Annotated in this window: 13 protein-coding genes, 4 tRNA genes and 1 pseudogene; 5 read left to right on the top strand and 13 right to left on the bottom strand. The window is 60.7% G+C overall.

Annotation, left to right across the window (positions count from 1 at the left end; translation table 11 throughout):
• Positions 1-9 precede the first annotated feature (9 nt).
• The gene (locus EI969_RS09545; RefSeq protein WP_160387329.1) at positions 10-2,244 is read right to left on the bottom strand and encodes a DNA internalization-related competence protein ComEC/Rec2; all 2,235 of its coding nucleotides are present in this window, start codon (positions 2,242-2,244) and stop codon (positions 10-12) included.
• Positions 2,245-2,379: 135 nt separating this feature from the next.
• On the opposite strand from EI969_RS09545, the gene EI969_RS09540 reads away from it, so the two are divergent.
• Entirely contained in the window at positions 2,380-2,895 is a 516-nt protein-coding gene (locus tag EI969_RS09540; RefSeq protein WP_160387327.1) for a DUF2062 domain-containing protein, read from the top strand.
• Between the two features lie 84 nt (positions 2,896-2,979).
• On the opposite strand, the gene EI969_RS09535 is transcribed toward EI969_RS09540, so the two are convergent.
• The 4 genes from EI969_RS09535 to EI969_RS09520 form a co-directional block, all read right to left on the bottom strand.
• Positions 2,980-3,759: an ABC transporter permease gene (locus tag EI969_RS09535; protein WP_160387325.1), complete on the bottom strand. Its 780-nt coding sequence runs from the start codon at positions 3,757-3,759 to the stop codon at positions 2,980-2,982.
• On the bottom strand, positions 3,756-4,688 hold the full coding sequence (locus EI969_RS09530) for an ABC transporter ATP-binding protein (protein ID WP_108215331.1): 933 nt from the start codon (positions 4,686-4,688) through the stop codon (positions 3,756-3,758). Before EI969_RS09530 ends, EI969_RS09535 begins: the two co-directional genes overlap by 4 nt.
• A 132-nt stretch (positions 4,689-4,820) precedes the next feature.
• The gene (locus EI969_RS09525) at positions 4,821-5,444 is read right to left on the bottom strand and encodes a glutathione S-transferase family protein (RefSeq protein ID WP_160387323.1); all 624 of its coding nucleotides are present in this window, start codon (positions 5,442-5,444) and stop codon (positions 4,821-4,823) included.
• Between the two features lie 43 nt (positions 5,445-5,487).
• Positions 5,488-6,147 carry a transglutaminase family protein gene (locus tag EI969_RS09520; protein ID WP_160387321.1) on the bottom strand — a complete coding sequence of 220 codons (660 nt, stop codon included), beginning with the start codon at positions 6,145-6,147 and terminating at the stop codon, positions 5,488-5,490.
• 250 nt (positions 6,148-6,397) lie between these two features.
• Here EI969_RS09520 and EI969_RS09515 point away from each other — a divergent pair, with 250 nt between their 5' ends.
• Entirely contained in the window at positions 6,398-8,845 is a 2,448-nt protein-coding gene (locus EI969_RS09515) for an acyl-CoA dehydrogenase (protein WP_160387319.1), read from the top strand.
• A gap of 74 nt (positions 8,846-8,919) precedes the next feature.
• The gene (locus EI969_RS09510) at positions 8,920-9,327 is read left to right on the top strand and encodes a PA2817 family protein (RefSeq protein WP_150754013.1); all 408 of its coding nucleotides are present in this window, start codon (positions 8,920-8,922) and stop codon (positions 9,325-9,327) included.
• Positions 9,328-9,540: 213 nt separating this feature from the next.
• Here the strand turns inward: EI969_RS09510 and EI969_RS09505 are convergent, their stop codons facing one another.
• On the bottom strand, positions 9,541-10,539 hold the full coding sequence (locus EI969_RS09505; protein WP_160387317.1) for a LysR family transcriptional regulator: 999 nt from the start codon (positions 10,537-10,539) through the stop codon (positions 9,541-9,543).
• Positions 10,540-10,628: 89 nt separating this feature from the next.
• Between EI969_RS09505 and EI969_RS09500 the strand changes: the two genes are divergently transcribed.
• Positions 10,629-11,255, top strand: a complete 627-nt coding sequence (locus tag EI969_RS09500) for an alanyl-tRNA editing protein (protein ID WP_160387315.1) — start codon at positions 10,629-10,631, stop codon at positions 11,253-11,255.
• A gap of 132 nt (positions 11,256-11,387) precedes the next feature.
• Here the strand turns inward: EI969_RS09500 and EI969_RS09495 are convergent.
• The 4 genes from EI969_RS09495 to EI969_RS09480 all read right to left on the bottom strand — a co-directional run bounded on the left by EI969_RS09495 (position 11,388) and on the right by EI969_RS09480 (position 11,800).
• Positions 11,388-11,463, bottom strand: a tRNA-Gly gene (locus EI969_RS09495).
• Positions 11,464-11,466: 3 nt separating this feature from the next.
• Positions 11,467-11,542, bottom strand: a tRNA-Glu gene (locus EI969_RS09490).
• A gap of 104 nt (positions 11,543-11,646) precedes the next feature.
• Positions 11,647-11,722 (bottom strand) — tRNA-Gly (locus tag EI969_RS09485).
• 2 nt (positions 11,723-11,724) lie between these two features.
• A tRNA-Glu gene (locus EI969_RS09480) sits at positions 11,725-11,800 on the bottom strand.
• Between the two features lie 383 nt (positions 11,801-12,183).
• On the opposite strand from EI969_RS09480, the gene EI969_RS09475 reads away from it, so the two are divergent.
• Positions 12,184-12,942 (top strand): hypothetical protein, encoded by a 759-nt coding sequence (locus tag EI969_RS09475; RefSeq protein WP_178120610.1) that lies wholly within the window; start codon positions 12,184-12,186, stop codon positions 12,940-12,942.
• Positions 12,943-12,973: 31 nt separating this feature from the next.
• Here EI969_RS09475 and EI969_RS30955 read toward each other — a convergent pair whose 3' ends face one another.
• The 3 genes and pseudogenes from EI969_RS30955 to EI969_RS09465 form a co-directional block, all read right to left on the bottom strand.
• Positions 12,974-13,837, bottom strand: a complete 864-nt coding sequence (locus EI969_RS30955) for a methyl-accepting chemotaxis protein (RefSeq protein WP_371925913.1) — start codon at positions 13,835-13,837, stop codon at positions 12,974-12,976.
• Positions 13,832-14,032 (bottom strand): annotated as a pseudogene (locus tag EI969_RS30950) (HAMP domain-containing protein); the annotation flags it as partial. The gene EI969_RS30955 and the pseudogene EI969_RS30950, both read right to left, overlap by 6 nt.
• Positions 14,033-15,047: 1,015 nt before the next feature.
• Complete coding sequence (locus EI969_RS09465; protein WP_160387311.1) at positions 15,048-16,433, bottom strand: PLP-dependent aminotransferase family protein; 1,386 nt, start codon at positions 16,431-16,433, stop codon at positions 15,048-15,050.
• Positions 16,434-16,462: the final 29 nt, after the last annotated feature.

Genomic DNA, 16,462 nt, shown 5'->3' with positions numbered 1-16,462 from the left:
AACGCTCGGTTATTGCTCCGGGGGCGGCGGATCGCGCCAGAAACGCCGTTCCTGACGCATTGACCAAGGCACCTCGAAGCGCCCCAGTTGCAGACGAATGGCACCTTGATCGGCGCTGTCGTAGATCGCCATTCCGCGTTTTTGATAACGCGCGATCACCGTCGCATGCGGATGGCCAAAGGAATTGCCCTGCCCGCGGGAGATCAGCGCAGCTTTGGGTTGCAGGACATCCAGCAGGGCCCCGGACGATGAACTGCGACTGCCGTGGTGCGGTGCCTGCAGCCAATCGATGGGGACAGCCAACGGACTGCCCAGCAGGGCTCTCTCGGCGGCGGCGTCTATGTCGCCACTCAACAGCAACCGTTCGCCATTGGCCTCGACCAGCAGGACACAAGAGTTCTGGTTGCTGTCGCCGGCCAATGGCCAGTGCCAGAGCTGGAAATCGACGCCATCCCAGGTCCATTGCCGACCGCTTTCACAGCGCTCGGCCTGCAACTGCGCAGGCAGGTCTGACGGTTCACCACTGACCACCCGGTTCACCGGCAAGCCCTTGGCAATCGCCCGGGCACCGCCGGCGTGGTCGGCATGGGCGTGGCTGATGAGCATCAGGTCGACGCCTTTCACCCCCAGTTTGCGCAACGCCGGCAGTACCACCCGCTCGCCCTGATCGAGCTCACCGAAACGCGGACCGGCGTCGTACAGCAAGGTGTGATGCCGCGTGCGAACCAGGATCGCCAGGCCCTGGCCGACATCCAGTTGCCAGACTTCGGCCATGCCTGGCTGCAACATCGGCCTGGGCGAAAAAACCAGCATCAACAACATCGGCCACCCCAACGAACGCATCGGCACGCCTCGCGGCAGCAAGAGCAAAAACGCGCCCATGGCACCGATTACCCAGGCCCATGACGGGACCGCCGTGGGCATCCACGCGGGAACCTGACCGGAGACCAGCCCCAGCACCCGGAACCACCCGTCGATCAGGCCGCCCGCCAGCCAAAGCAATTTCTCACCCACGTAGGGCACCGGCAGCAACAGGGTTCCGAGCAACGCCGGTGGCAGGACCACCAGACTGATCCAGGGCACCGCGAACAAGTTGGCCAGCGGCCCGCTGAGGCTGATGGGCAACCCCAAGGCCAGCAACAACGGGCACAGGCCGATTGCAATCAGCCACTGGGCGCGGGTCCAGGCTTGCCACCAACGCCAGGGGCCCAACCGGCCGCCGAAGGTCAATATCAAGACTGCCACGGCCGCGAAAGACAGCCACAAACCAGGCTGAAGGCTCGCCAGCGGCTCCAGCAGCAAAATGCCGTTGAGTGCCAGCAACAGCGGCAACCATGCACCGAGATGGCGGAAGCGCAGACGCCACAACAACACCAGGCCGAGCATCAGGCAGGCGCGTTGCACCGGCACCCCGAACCCGGCCAGCATCCCGTAACCGAGCGCCGCGGCGAATGCCAGGCCGCACGCCCAAGGCAACCAGGGCAGGCGGCTCGGCCACCAGCCAACGCGGGCCAGGCCGGCGATCAGCAGATACACAACGCCCGCCAGCAATCCGATGTGCTGCCCGGAAATAACCAGCAGATGCACCGTGCCGGTGTCCTGCAATACCTGCCAGTCTTCGCGACTCAGCCCGGCGCCGTCGCCGAGTACCAACGCCGTCAGCGCGCCGCTGCGTCCTTGGGCATCCACCATCATCAAGCGCTGGCGGATTCCATCGCGCCAGGCCCATTGGGCCGGAGCCAGACGTTCACCTGACTTGACCGCCCCCGTCGCCCCGATGCGTTGCGCCAGCAACCAGGCCTGGTAGTCGAAGGCCTGCGGATTGAGAAGCCCGACCGGACGCTTCAACTTGACTGCCAGACGCCAGCGCTCCCCGCTCTGCACGGTCGGCCCGCCATACCAGGCCAGGCGCATTTGTCGCGGCAGCCGGGTACGCCGGGACTCGATGTCGGCCATTTCGAATCGCACCACACCGTCGTCATACCGGGGTAAGCCTGTGACCCGCCCTTCGATCCAGCGGGTCTCCCCGTCCAGCGCCGGCGGCAACCGGTCATCCAGCGCCCACTGCGCACTCGCGCAGGCCCAACTCAAGCCGAACAGGTAAAACGCCAGCGGATACGTCCTGAACGGCAGCAACATCAATCCCGCCACCGGCATCGCCAGCCACAACCAGACCGGCGGTAATGCCGGTAAAAAACGCAAGGTCAACAGACCCAACGCCAGCGCCATCATCCCTGTGCGCATAAGCCCGTCCTTGAGAGTCCCCTCCAAGGCTTAGCCCGCCCGTCGCGCACACGCCGTTAATAATTGTCACAAAGTCTGAATGGGCAGTTCATGGAATCCAGACATACTTGCCACCCTGACCGACCGAGAAGCCTTATGCCCCGGCGCTTATTCAAACGTTACATGCCAGATCCGTTGAGCATCAGGGAACACAAGTCCTTACGCTTTCTCGGCACGCTGTTGCATGACCCGAACCTGTGGCATCTCAACCGCCACTCCGTTGCCCGAGCCATGGCGGTTGGCCTGTTCGCGGCGTTCCTGCCGATCCCCCTGCAGATGTTGCTGGCGGCAATCCTCGCCATCATCGTGCGCGGCAACATGCCGATTGCCGTGAGCCTGGTCTGGCTGACGAACCCGATCACCATGCCTGCCGTATTCTTCTGCACCTACCAGACCGGTGCCTGGTTGATGGACGTTCCCGCCCGGCATTTGCCGGACTCGCTGACCTGGGAATGGATCACGGGTGAAATCTCGACCTTGTGGCAACCGTTCCTGTTGGGTTCGGTCGTCACGGGGCTGGTACTCGGTGCGCTGTCCTATTTCCTGGTGATGGCGTATTGGCGCTGGTGGGTGGCCAGGCAATGGAAGCGGCGCAAGAAGAGCCGGATGTGAGAATGCAAAACGGCCTCCATGTGGAGGCCGTTTTTTTTTGCGGTGTCCGGGCTGACGCCATCGCTGGCAAGCCAGCTCCTACGGTCAGGTACGCATCCCGCGCCCACTGACCAGCAACCGCGCACAACCGAGGTAAAGCACCACGGTCGCCACCAGCATGAACGTAATCGCAATACTGATGCGGATATCCGACACGCCGAGGATGCCATAGCGGAATGCGTTGACCATGTGCAGCACTGGGTTGGCCAGCGACACGGTCTGCCAGAACGGCGGTAACAGCGAGATCGAATAGAACACCCCGCCCAGGTAGGTCAGCGGCGTCAGTACGAACGTCGGGATGATCGAAATGTCATCGAAGTTGCGCGCAAACACGGCGTTGATGAAGCCCAGCAGCGAGAAGATCGTCGCGGTCAGCACCACCACCAGAACGGTTACGCCCAGGTGATGTACCTGCAAATGGGTGAAGAACAGCGACAGCAGGGTCACGATGATCCCGACCATCAACCCGCGCAGCACGCCACCCAGGGTGTAGCCGATCAGGATGGTGTGCGGCGACAACGGCGAGACCATCAGTTCTTCGATGGAGCGCTGGAACTTGCTGCCGAAGAAACTCGACACCACGTTGCCGTAGGAGTTGGTGATCACCGACATCATGATCAGCCCCGGCACGATGTACTCCATGTAAGTGAAGCCACCCATGTCGCCGATTTGCCGACCGATCAGATTACCGAAGATCACGAAGTACAAAACCATGGTGATCGCAGGTGGCAGCAGGGTCTGCGGCCAGATCCGGGTGAAACGCCGGACTTCACGGTAAACGATGGTGTTGAGGGCAATGAGGTTGGGGCGCAGCTCGGAACTCATACCGCCACCTTCGACAGATTTTTCTCCACCAGGGACACGAACAACTCCTCGAGGCGATTGGTTTTGTTACGCAGGCTCAGCACTTCGATGTTCTGCTGTGCCAGCTGGGTGAACAGCGCGGTGATGCCCATGGACTTGTCCACCTGGACTTCCAGGGTATGGCTGTCGATCAGGCGGGACGGGTAGCCGAGCAACTGCGGCGCCACTTGCAACGTGTTCTTCATGTCCAGCAGGAACGTTTCCACATGCAATTGGCTGAGCAACTGCTTCATGCTGGTGTTCTCGACGATGGTGCCGTGGTCGATGATGCCGATGTTGCGGCACAGCTGCTCAGCCTCCTCCAGGTAGTGGGTGGTGAGGATGATGGTGATGCCCTTCTGGTTCAGCTCGGTGAGGAAACTCCACATCGAGCGACGCAGTTCGATGTCCACCCCGGCAGTCGGTTCGTCGAGGATCAGCAGGCGCGGTTCATGGACCAGCGCGCGGGCGATCATCAGGCGCCGCTTCATGCCGCCGGACAGCGAACGCGACGGCACGTCCTTCTTGTCCCACAGGCCGAGCTGGGTCAGGTACTGTTCGGCGCGTTCCTTGGCGATTTTCGCCGGGATGCCGTAGTAGCCGGCCTGGGTCACGACGATGTCGAAGGTCTTTTCGAACTGGTTGAAGTTGAATTCCTGAGGCACCACGCCGATGCAGCGCTTGAGCTGCGCAGGATTTTTATCCAGGTCGTGACCGAAGATATTCACGGTGCCGCTGGTCTTGTTCACCAGGGTCGAGAGAATACCGATGGTCGTGGATTTGCCGGCGCCGTTGGGGCCGAGCAAGGCGAAAAAGTCACCTTCGGCGACATCCAGATCGATACCACTCAGGGCCTGGAAACCGTTGCCGTAGGTTTTGGTTAGCTGCCGGATGGACAGAGCGGAACTCATATCTGATTTACGCACCAAGAAGGGAAGAAAGGGATAAGTATGGGCGGCGGCGAACAATACAACCGCAACGAACTGACACAATGGTGCTTGTCGCCGCCACACAAGTACAGTCAAGCGTGTCGATAGTGAGTATTAAGTCAACGCGGTCATGACGGCCTTCCGGTAAGCCGGACGCTGTTTCAACCGTGCGTACCAGGCCTGCAGATGAGGTTGCGGCGCGCGCTCGATCGGCATCTCGAACCAGGCATAAATGAAACTGCCCAGGGGAATGTCGCCCATGCCGATCTGGTCGCCGGAGAGGTAGGGCGTGTTCGCCAACGCCTGGTCGGCCATCGCCAGCAGTGTCTCGCATTCCTTGATCGCCGCCTGGATGGCGGCCCAGTCCTGCTGGTCTGCCGGAGTGCGCAATACGCCCCAGAACACCGTACGGAACGGGCCGGCAAAGCTCGAGGTGGTCCAGTCCATCCACTTGTCCGCGGTGGCGCGGGTCTGCAGGTCCGCCGGATACCAGGCCGTATCGGCGGCGTGGCGGGCCATCAGGTAACGCACGATAGCGTTGGATTCCCACAACACGAAGCCATCGTCTTCGATCACCGGCACCCGACCGTTGGGGTTCATCGCGCGGTACTCGGGCGTATCGACGACACCAAAGGCGCCACCGGCATCGATGGCCTCGTAGGCCAGTCCCAGTTCTTCGGCGGCCCACAATGGTTTTCTGACATTCGACGAGTTTTTCCGACCCCAGATCTTCAGCATGACCGCCTCTTTTTCGGTAAGTGGGCAGGCAGCATACGCCGGATCAGGCGCGACTCAAATCGCTCTGCATATCACCCAGCAGCGGTTGCTGCTGCTCACCGAACAGGTGCGGATAGCATTTTTCCAGATGCTCGAAAAAGAACGCTTCAGGGACGTCGGCGAACTGTCCATGATCGACCAGGTACTCCATCAGCTTCGCGCCATCGCGGTTGTAGGGATGAAAAACGCTGTCGTTGGTCCCGTCGAATTCCAGCGGTGCAACATTGAACAGGTCGCAGAGTTTGCGGTTGAACGCCGGTGTCGCCTTGATCCAGCGACCCTGCAAATAAAACTCGGTGTAGCCGTGCATGGCGAACATGTCGCTTTTGAGCAATTCAAGCAGCCGTGGCGTCGACAAGTGGTTGCGCACGTCCGCCAGGCCGATCCGCGCGGGAATCCCGCAGTGCCGCGCGGCACCGGCCAGCAACGTGGCCTTGGGCACGCAGTAACTCTCCCCGGCCGCCAGCGCATAACTGCCGCGCAGGGTCAGTGGATCGCGACTGAAGGTGTACGGGTTGTAGCGCACCGCTTCGCGCACGGCGTAATAGAGACTGATCGCCTGCTCAAGCGGATCGCGACTGGCGCCTCGGTGTTTTTCGGCGAACTCCACCACGGACGGGTGGTCACTATCGATGAAGCGGCCGGGGCTCAGATACTCGTGCATGAGAACAATCTCCTGGGGAAGCCCCGAGTCTAGCGAGCACTTGAGCACAGAGATAACGACGTTTCGGCCAAAATTGGGCGCTTTGCCGCTCGCTCGACAAACGCTTTTGCCACGCGTGCGGCGCCATCTGCCGCAGGAAAATCATCCGGGATCCCCCGCGATTCCGATCACATCGCTCTAACCAGCCTCTTTTGCGGATGCCGTCTAAGCTTCGAGGGTTGGTTCGCCCTGGTTTCACGGAGGAATGAATATGCTGCTGTTGTGGATACTGGTTCTGCTGGTCGGGATTGCTTATCTGGCCCACCGTCGCATGGCCCCGCTGCCCGCCCTGGTCATCGTGGCCGTCTATGTCGTGGCGATGGGCGCGTTCAGTCGCGCGCCGGGCTGGTTGTTGCTGGTTTTATGGGTATTGATCGCCGCCGTCGCCGCGCCACTGCTGCTGCCCGACCTGCGTCGAAAATTGTTCAGTGCACCGATGTTCAGCTGGTTCCAGAAGACCCTGCCGCCGATGTCGCAAACCGAACGCGACGCCATCGACGCCGGCACGGTGTGGTGGGACGGTGAACTGTTCAGCGGTCGCCCGGACTGGAGCAAACTGCTGTCCTATCCCAAGGCGCAATTGAACGAAGAAGAACAGGCTTTCATCGACGGTCCGACCGAAACACTCTGCACCATGGTCAATGAATGGCAGCTTGGTCAAACCATGGACCTGCCGCCCGAAGTCTGGACCTTCATCAAGGACAACGGCTTTTTCGCCCTGATCATCCCCAAGGAGTTTGGCGGCAAGGGCTTCTCCGCCTATGCCCACTCGCAAGTGGCGATGAAACTGGCGAGCCACAGTGGCGACCTCGCCTCCACCGTGATGGTCCCCAACTCCCTCGGCCCGGCCGAACTGCTGCTGCATTACGGCACCGACGAACAACGCCATCATTACCTGCCACGCCTGGCCCGCGGCGACGACATCCCGTGCTTTGCCCTGACCGGCCCTCTGGCCGGCTCCGACGCCGGCGGCATGCCGGACTCCGGAGTGATCTGTAAAGGTGAGTGGGAGGGTCAGGAAGTGCTCGGCCTGCGCCTGAACTGGGAAAAGCGCTACATCACCCTCGGCCCGGTCGCTACCCTCCTCGGCCTGGCCTTCAAGGCCTACGATCCGGATCACCTGCTGGGCGACAAGGAAGACCTGGGCATCAGCCTGGCGCTGATTCCGACCGACACCGCCGGTGTCGAGATCGGCCGCCGGCATCTGCCGTTGGGCGCGGCGTTCATGAACGGCCCGAACTCCGGCAAGGACGTGTTCGTCCCGCTGGAATTCCTCATCGGTGGCCAGGAAATGCTCGGCAAAGGCTGGATGATGCTGATGAATTGCCTGTCGGTCGGACGTTCGATTTCCCTGCCGGCGGTGGGCACCGGCATGGCCAAGTTCACCAGTCTGGTGACGGGCCAATACGCTCAGATTCGCGAGCAGTTCAACGTGCCGATTGCCGCTTTCGAAGGTATTCAGGAAGCCATGGCCCGCATCGGCGGCAACGCCTGGATGATGGACGCCGCCCGCATGCTCACCGCCAACGCGGTCGACCTGGGCGAGAAACCGTCGGTGCTGTCGGCGATTCTCAAGTACCACCTGACCGAGCGCGGCCGCGACTGCATCAGCGATGCCATGGACGTGCACGGCGGCAAGGCAATCATCCTGGGGCCGAACAATTACCTGGGGCGCAAATGGAACGGCGCGCCGATTTTCATCACTGTCGAAGGCGCGAACATTCTCTCGCGCAACCTGATGATCTTCGGCCAGGGCGCCATTCGCTGCCATCCGTTCGTGCTCAAGGAAATGGCCCTGGCCGGTCGTGAAGACAAGGATCAGGCGCTCAGAGAGTTCGATGACCTGCTGCTCAAGCACATCGGATTTGCCGTGAGCAATGCCGCCAGCACGCTGGTGCTGAATCTCGGTTTCGGGCACCTGGAACACATCCCGGGCGACAAGCTCAGCCAGGGTTACTTCCGCGCACTCAATCGTCAGGCGGCGGCTTTCGCCCTGCTCGCCGACCTCAGCATGATGTTGCTGGGCGGTGCACTGAAACGCCGGGAGCGTCTGTCCGCAAGGCTGGGTGACGTATTGAGCAACCTTTACCTGGCCTCGGCCGCGCTCAAACGCTACAACGACCTCGACTCACCGCAGTACATGACACCATTAGTGAGCTGGGCCATGGAAGAAAGCCTGGGCCAGGCGGAACGGGCCATGGATGAGCTGCTGAACAACTTCCCGAACAAAGTCGTCGGCTGCCTGTTGCGGGTGATCGTGTTCCCGTTCGGGCGCCGGCACAAAGGGCCATCGGACAAACTCGGAGCCGAAGTCGCTGCGTTGATCGGCCGCGCCAAGGGCGACCCGGCCCTGGAGGAACTGCTCCTGGGTTGCTATCGCCCACAAGCGAGCGACGATCCGGTCGGCGCATTGCAGCACGCCTGCGATCTGCTGGGCGCGGCACAGCCGCTGCAGAAAAAACTGCATGTGGCACTCAAGAGCGGCCAGGTCAAAACGGTGGCCGGCGAGTCGCTGATCGATGCCGCGCTCGAGGCTGGCGTGCTGCAGCCGGTGGAAGCGCAAACCCTGCGTGAAGCCGAGGCGGCGCGGCGCAAGGTGATCGATGTCGATGACTTTGACCAAGAGGCTTTGACACTGGCCGCAGGAAAAGTCCGCTGATCCCTTCAAACATGTAAAAACGGGCGCGGGCGCTTTATACTCCCGCGCCCGTTTTGCTCTTGAGGACTTATCTCGTGTCCAACATCGTTGCCGATCATCTCGTTTTACTCGACCACCTGCGCAGCATCCTGGTCGCCGTAGGTGAGGCCGAGCAGGTTCCCGACGAAAGTCATGCCTTGTTCCTTGAGCGCTTCGACGAACTGCTCGCGTCACTGCCGATCGATCCGATCGAAAGCCAGTACCTGGGCCAGGACATCCTGTGCCAGGTCATCACTCGCTACCCGCAAATCGCCCATCTGGTGCCACGCGACCTGCTGTGGTATTTCGCCGGTGACTGCCTGCATTACATGCCCGATGATGAAATCGACCTGTACCAGGCCCTGGAAGAGCGGCGCTTCGAAGCCGAACAGAACGACGAACCTTTCGACTGGAATCAGGAAAAGCAGCTGCTGGCGTTGTCGAACCAGGACAGCAAGCACTGATCCCCGATCGGTCATGCAAAAAAGGCCCGCATGGTTGAACATGCGGGCCTTTTTTGGTTTGGAGCTCACGCGGCCCCTTGTAGGAGCGAGCCTGCTCGCGATGGACGTCAACGATGACGCGTGCAGACTGGGTAAACGCGGCGCACTCGAGTCCATCGCCGGCAAGCCGGCTCCTACGGTTTTCCAGGATTGCGTGAAGAACCTGCTTTTCGTTCAGAACAAGCCGTCACTCTCCGGCAGCTCATACTCCGATGGCGACCAACCCGGCCCATTCGACTTGCCGGGCTTGCCCAGCGTCGGCTCCTTCGCCAGACACTCCACCAGGTAATCGATCAACACCCGCAGTTTGGGCGGCAGGTAGCGGGTTGGCGAATGCAGCAGCCAGGCACCGCCGTGATAGGACGCGAGGAAGGTCCAGTCCGGCAACACTTGCACCATCAAGCCCTTCTCCAAAGCATGCCGTGCGGTGAAGTACGGCAGGCTGCCGATCCCGATGTGCTGCAACACCGCGCCATAACGTACGCCGGTGTGATTGGCGGCGTAGCGTCCACGCACGCCGACGGTGACCGCCTTGCTGCCTTTCTTGAATTTCCAGCGCGCATCGCTCGGGGTTTCGCCCAGGTAAATGCAACTGTGGTTGAGCAAGTCGTGGGGGTGAGTCGGCGTACCGTGTTCGGCCAGATACTGCGGAGTGGCGCACAGCAAATGATCGATGGTCAGCAGCTGCCGCCCCACCAGCCCCGCAGGCGGCCGGTCGGTGATGCGAATCGCCAGGTCGACATGATCATCGATCAAGTCGACCTGGCGGTCCTCAAGCAACAGCTCCACATCCACCTTGGGATAACGGCGCAAGAACTCCGGCATGTGCGGGTGGATCACGATCCGGCCAACCGCCTTCGGCACGCTGATACGCACCAGGCCCTCGGGTTCATCCGTGAATTGACCACTGATCTCCATCACTGACCGGGCGGCATTGACCATTTCCTGGCAACGCTTGAACACCTCTTCGCCACCGTCGCTCAGGCGCAACTTGCGCGTGGTTCGTTGCAGTAGTCGCGTGGCGAGCGCCTTTTCCAGACGCGAAATGCTCCGGCTTACCGCCGAGGGCGAAGTACCCAGCTGGCGAGCCGCCTCGGAAAAACTGCCGGTCTCGACAACCTTGACGAAAATCGCCATTTCACCCAGCAGCGGCAGCGGAAGATTTATGCTCACAGCGCAACAGTCCTTTGATGTTTGCCCGGATTATCACGCATTTACAGGCTTTCTATAATAAAAACAGATTATCAATACGAGCCTGGAATATGACGCTGCGCCTTTTTTTCCATAGTGATGAGCTCAAGGCCAACGTGGAAGTCCTGGAATGCACCCCCTGCGAAGACGAATTTGCCGTGGTACTGCGCGCTACCCTGTTCCACCCTCAAGGCGGCGGACAGCCTTGTGACACTGGCTGGATCGGCGAAAGCCAGGTACTGCGAGTGGTGCAGGATCCCGAACGGATCATTCATTTTGTCGACCAACCGGTAAAAACCGGGATGACGCAGATCCGCGTCGACGAGCAGCGCCGGTTGTTCAATACGCGCATGCATTCAGCCGGGCATTTGATCGGCCACTTTGTACAAGCCATGGGCTGGATGCCGATCAAGGCGCATCACTGGCCTGGGGAAGGCCGTGTGCAATTCAAGCCGGGCAGTTCAGCCCAGGACGTTGAGGCCCAGGCGATCGAGCATGGCATCGGCCAGTGGATCGACCAGGACCTGCCGCGCCTGACCTCGCTGCGTGAAGGCGCCAGGGAAATCGGTTTCGGCGAACTGCCTGCCTACGGTTGCGGCGGCACCCACGTTCGCAGTCTGAAAGATTTGGGCGCGGTCAAGATCAACGCTCTTTCGCAAAAGAAAGGCACGCTGTCCGTCCACTACCACGTGGACTGAACACCGGGCGATGCAAGCATTACCCGAAACGCAAAAGGCCCGCCCAGTCAGAATGGCGGGCCTTTTTTTGCGTCGAGCATAAATCGAGGACAAACAAAAACGCCGCTCAATGAGCGGCGTTTTTGTTAAATATGGAGCGGGAAACGAGACTCGAACTCGCGACCCCGACCTTGGCAAGGTCGTGCTCTACCAACTGAGCTATTCCCGCAAATGGCGTCCCCTAGGGGACTCGAACCCCTGTTACCGCCGTGAAAGGGCGGTGTCCTAGGCCACTAGACGAAGGGGACACGCTGCCCGGAACACATGGTGTGTGTTTCGGTGCCCAGATCCGCATCCGAAGACTTGGTTCTGGTTTCACTCAGCCCTGCCCGAAAGCAACGCTGTTTAAAAATGGAGCGGGAAACGAGACTCGAACTCGCGACCCCGACCTTGGCAAGGTCGTGCTCTACCAACTGAGCTATTCCCGCATTGGCGTCCCCTAGGGGACTCGAACCCCTGTTACCGCCGTGAAAGGGCGGTGTCCTAGGCCACTAGACGAAGGGGACACGCTACAACATTCACTCCCTGCTTCGTTTCGCTGTGTGCTTTACGCTGCAAGTGGCGCGCATTCTATGGATGGATTGAGAGGTCGTCAACCCCCTGATATAAATTTATTTAAATCAATGACTTCGCCATGCTTTTGGACGCCTTTGCGGTTTTTCCGCTGCCCGGCGTTTGACGCCTATATTCTGACACCCGCCAAGACGTTATAGTCCACCAGTGATGGCAATCTGTATATCGCGTGCCACCATTTATGGAAGCGCGGCTGCGGCCGATATAGGCGCAGGCATGTCCGATCCAACCCGTCATGCGGGCCTAGGCGCTCATATGCCAAGCCACTAAACTCGCATGCGTACCCTAAAAAGAGGTCTTACCGGTGACGCCACTCATGATCACCCTGCTAGTAGTAGCCGGGATCGCGCTGTTGATCGCCATTGGCTACATGAACCATGTAGTGGAAAACAACAAGCTGGAAAAGGCCCGTACCAAGATCGAGCTCAACGATCGCCTGCGACGCTGCGGCGAAATCACCGAGACTTTTCCCGGCCAGTTGATGACCCCGGCACTTAAACTGTTGTTGGCTCGCCTGGAAATGAACGTCTGCCAGCGCCTGCTCAACCTGGAAAAATCCAGCGCCAACCTCAAGGCACGGATCGCCGAACTGGAAACCCTTGTCGGCCAGGGTGAATCGATCCCGGTCAACAATCCGCCGGCACCGATCCAGACCGAAGCCAAGGCCAAGGATGTGCGCTTCCTGCTCGAAGCCCTGCACGGCCAGATCACCCGCGCGGCACAGGACGGCTTCCTGGCGCCGAACGAAGCCAAACGCTGGATCCGCGAGGTGCGCCACATTCTCGTGCTGCTGCACATCGAGTTCTTCAACAACCTCGGCCAGCATTCCCTGCAACAGAACCAGCCCGGGCAGGCTCGCCTGGCATTCGAACGCGGCGTGCAATACCTGCGCAAGCAACAGGAGCCACAGGTCTACGCCGAGCAACTGGAGTACCTGGAAAAACTCCTGGCCCGCGCCAATGACCAGGTCATGGATCGCATTGCACCGGTCGAAGGCGAGGTCAACCAGTTGACCGAAGGCCTCAAGGATGTCGAGGCGGACGCAGACTGGAAGAAGAAAGTGATCTACGACTGATCAGCGAAAACCTGTAGGAGCGAGCTCGCTCCTACAGCCTGAAATGCCCCACCATACCCTTCAGTTCAACGCCCAGTTGTGCCAACTCGATACTGGACGCCGCATTGCCCTGCATTGCCAGCGATGACTGATCGGCACTGGCGCGAATGCTGGTGACACTGCGGTTGATCTCTTCAGCCACCGAGCTCTGCTCCTCGGCCGCCGCGGCAATCTGCTGGTTCATCTGCTGGATCAACGAGACCGCCGCCGCAATGCTGCCCAGCGCGCTCTCGGTCTGCAAGGCATCGCTGACCGCCAGCTTCACCAACTCGCCACTGCTCTGGATCTGCTGCACCGACGAGTGCGCCGCCGAGCGCAAAGCGCTGACCAAGCGTTCGATTTCCTCGGTCGATTGCTGGGTTCGCCTGGCCAGTGCGCGCACTTCATCGGCCACCACCGCAAAGCCCCTGCCCTGCTCGCCAGCCCGGGCCGCCTCGATTGCGGCGTTCAGCGCCAGCAGGTTGGTTTGCTCCGCCACGCTTTTGATCACACTCAAGACCGTGCCGATGTTCTGGATTTCTGCACTCAGGCTTTCGATGCTCGAACTGGCCGAGGACGCCGAATCCGCCAGCTGTTCGATCCGCGCCATGCTCTGGCGCACCACCTGCTGACCCGTTTCAACCTTGCCGTCAGCTGTTTGCGCAGCCTGGGCGGCTTCCTCTGCGTTACGCGCGACATCATGCACCGTGGCCGTCATCTGATTCATCGCGGTGGCGACCTGTTCGGTTTCTTCCTTCTGCGTACTGACTTCGAGGTTGGTCTGTTCAGTGACCGCCGACAGCGATTGGGCGGAACTGGCCAACTGTTCGATACCCGCCTGCAAGCCACTGACAATTTGGCTCAGACCCGCGCCCATTTGCTGCATTGCCTGCATCAACTGGCCGATTTCGTCACGCCGGGTCACGTCAATGGTCGCACTCAAATCCCCCGAGGCAATCTGCTGCGCCACATGAATCACACTGCGCAGCGGTGCCACGATCACGCGGGTGATGAACCACGCGGCAACCAGCCCGACCAGCAACGCCAGGGCGGAAGAGGCCAGGATCAGCATCGAGTTCTTTTTCAGTTCGGCCTGCATCGCCTGGTCTTGCGCGACATAAGCCTGATCCACGCGCTCGACCACTTGGGCGGCACGCTGGTGCAATTGTTGATAGACGGTTTTTTCCTGTTCCAGCAGGCCGGTGTACTCGGAGAGTTTTTCACTGAAACTGGCGATATGACCCGCCACCTCGTTGAGCACGGTCTGGTAACCCTCGTCCTTGACCGTGGTCTTGAGCTGCTCGGCCTGGGCCAGGGCCTGGCTGGCCTGTTCGATCTTGCCCTGCCCGGCGCTGTCGTCGCTCTTGCGGCTTTGATCCAGACGCACGCGCGCTTCATTCATGGCTTGCAGCATCAGGCGTGAAACCTGGCTGACCTGACTGGCCTGTTCGATGAATTGCGCACCGTCCTTGCCCTCGGAGTCCTTGAGCGTATAGGCGCCGTCATCGGCGAGCCCGGATTGCAGTACATCCAGATTGTTGGCCACGCTGGACACCGACCAACTGGCCATTTCCAGCGCCAGGTCCTTGGCCTGGGTGAGCGAGACAAACTCGTCGAAGGCCTTGCGATAGGCCCCCAGGGACTGTTCGACATCATTCATCACCGGTACGTTGGCCGCCGACGCGGCCTTGAGCTGGCTGGCCAGGGCGATCAGACCATCGACGCCCTCGTGCAGGGCATCGACGGTTTTCGGATTGCCGTGCAAGGCGTACTCCTGCTCCAGCAGCCGTACCTTGAGCAAACCGCTGTTGAGCGATGACATCTGCTTGAGCCCGTCGAAGCGCTGACTGATGGTTTGCAGGGACCAGACGCCAATGCCTGCCACCAGTGCAGTCAACAACAGCACCAGGACAAACCCGACACCCAGTTTTTTCGCCATACCGAGGTTGGCAAAACGTCCTTGCACGGCCGAAATCATTTGCACTTAGTCCCCTGCCAAAGTCTGTAGACGCAGATTCGCAACGGGCCAGTAGCAACACAAGGCTCTGACGCCGGAATAATGGCAAAAAGCTACGCCAGCGTCGTTTTCAGAACGCTTGAGGTCGATCCCGAGCAGTGGCCTGAAAGAACGCACGGGCACGCGAGTCGCAGGCATAGGCCACGTTGATACGCTGCCAGTCACTGGCTTCACCCGAGGGGTTGAAGGCCGTCTTCGACGACAGCAATACACCCAGACGCCGCGCCTGGGCCCGCACCTGATCGTAGTCCGACATTTGTGAACGCGCCCAGATGAACAAGCCTCCCGCCGGCTTGCCGAAAACCTCCCACTCGGCGTCCTCGAGCATTTGCAGCACCGCCAGCCGGTCGTTGTTCAAACGTTGGCGCTGGCGTTGCACCAGTTTGCCGTAGGCACCATTGGCCAACAGGCACGCCAGCACCGACTCGCAAAACCGCGAGGCTCCCATGCCGGTGATCATCTTGACCTCGGCCAGCCGCGCAATGACTGCGCAACCGGCCACCACAAAACCGACCCGCAGCGAACTGCTGAGGGTCTTGGAATAGCTGCCCACATAAATCACGCTGTCGTCCAGCGCAGCCAGTCGCGTACCGGAACCGCTGCGCAAGTCCGCATAAACGTCGTCTTCGATCACCTGCACGCCAAAACTCCTCGCCAACTGCAGCACGCGGCGCGCCACCACCGGCGCCAGACTGGTTCCGGTGGGGTTGTGATAGAAGCTATTGATGAGCAACCCTTGAGGCCGGTGCTCGACCAGCACCGATTCGAGCGCCTCCACGTCCAGCCCGCGCGGCGTTCGCGGCACATGGACCATTTGAATGCCGTGCAGCCTGAGCAGATCGAACAACACCGGATAACCGGGACTCTCCACGACCACACAATCACCGGGCTTGAACAGTGTCCGCACAATCAGGTCCAGGCCCTGACTGGCACCTGCGGTGGTCATGATCCGGTTGTCCTGCACGCGGATGTCCAGCTGCCTGAGGCGCTTGAGTATCTGTTGTCGCAAGGCTGGCGAACCCAGCGGCGTGCTGTAGTTGAACAGGCTGGCCGTATCGGTACGACTGACTTGCTGGATCGCGTAAATCAAATCGTCGGTCTCGCGCCAGCTTTCAGGCAGCCCGCCACAGCCCAGCCTCAACCCATCCGACAAAGCCCCACACTCGGGCTCCGTCCCCTCGAACCACGCAGACTCTCGCCTTGCCCCCGTGGCCAATGCCGGATTGGCAACCCTATAGCCAGGCCCATGGCCTGACGCCAGCACTCCCTGCGTCACCAGACGCTCACACGCCTGAGCGACGGCTGACTGACTGAGCAAATTGATCCGAGCTATCTGTCGCACCGAAGGCAGGCGCGTACCGGGCGACATCCCACTGGACTGAAGCCAGCAGGTCAGCGCATCGACAATTTGCTGTACGACGGGCACCAGCGCCTGTCGGTCGATTCTCAACTCCATGAGCAAGCAAACTCCTGTTTTTTTTGCGA

This window comes from Pseudomonas sp. PB101, assembly GCF_009764265.1.
Taxonomy (GTDB): Bacteria; Pseudomonadota; Gammaproteobacteria; order Pseudomonadales; family Pseudomonadaceae; genus Aquipseudomonas.
Note: the sequence above shows the minus strand (reverse complement) of the source record. Positions and strands in the feature narration are given on the sequence as shown.

Coding starts and splice junctions, on each gene's coding strand:
- EI969_RS09545 (WP_160387329.1), bottom strand. CDS start 2,244: ATGCGCACAGGGATGATGGCGCTGGCGTTGGGTCTGTTGACCTTGCGT.
- EI969_RS09540 (WP_160387327.1), top strand. CDS start 2,380: ATGCCCCGGCGCTTATTCAAACGTTACATGCCAGATCCGTTGAGCATC.
- EI969_RS09535 (WP_160387325.1), bottom strand. CDS start 3,759: ATGAGTTCCGAGCTGCGCCCCAACCTCATTGCCCTCAACACCATCGTT.
- EI969_RS09530 (WP_108215331.1), bottom strand. CDS start 4,688: ATGAGTTCCGCTCTGTCCATCCGGCAGCTAACCAAAACCTACGGCAAC.
- EI969_RS09525 (WP_160387323.1), bottom strand. CDS start 5,444: ATGCTGAAGATCTGGGGTCGGAAAAACTCGTCGAATGTCAGAAAACCA.
- EI969_RS09520 (WP_160387321.1), bottom strand. CDS start 6,147: ATGCACGAGTATCTGAGCCCCGGCCGCTTCATCGATAGTGACCACCCG.
- EI969_RS09515 (WP_160387319.1), top strand. CDS start 6,398: ATGCTGCTGTTGTGGATACTGGTTCTGCTGGTCGGGATTGCTTATCTG.
- EI969_RS09500 (WP_160387315.1), top strand. CDS start 10,629: ATGACGCTGCGCCTTTTTTTCCATAGTGATGAGCTCAAGGCCAACGTG.
- EI969_RS09475 (WP_178120610.1), top strand. CDS start 12,184: ATGATCACCCTGCTAGTAGTAGCCGGGATCGCGCTGTTGATCGCCATT.
- EI969_RS30955 (WP_371925913.1), bottom strand. CDS start 13,837: ATGGGCGCGGGTCTGAGCCAAATTGTCAGTGGCTTGCAGGCGGGTATC.
- EI969_RS09465 (WP_160387311.1), bottom strand. CDS start 16,433: ATGGAGTTGAGAATCGACCGACAGGCGCTGGTGCCCGTCGTACAGCAA.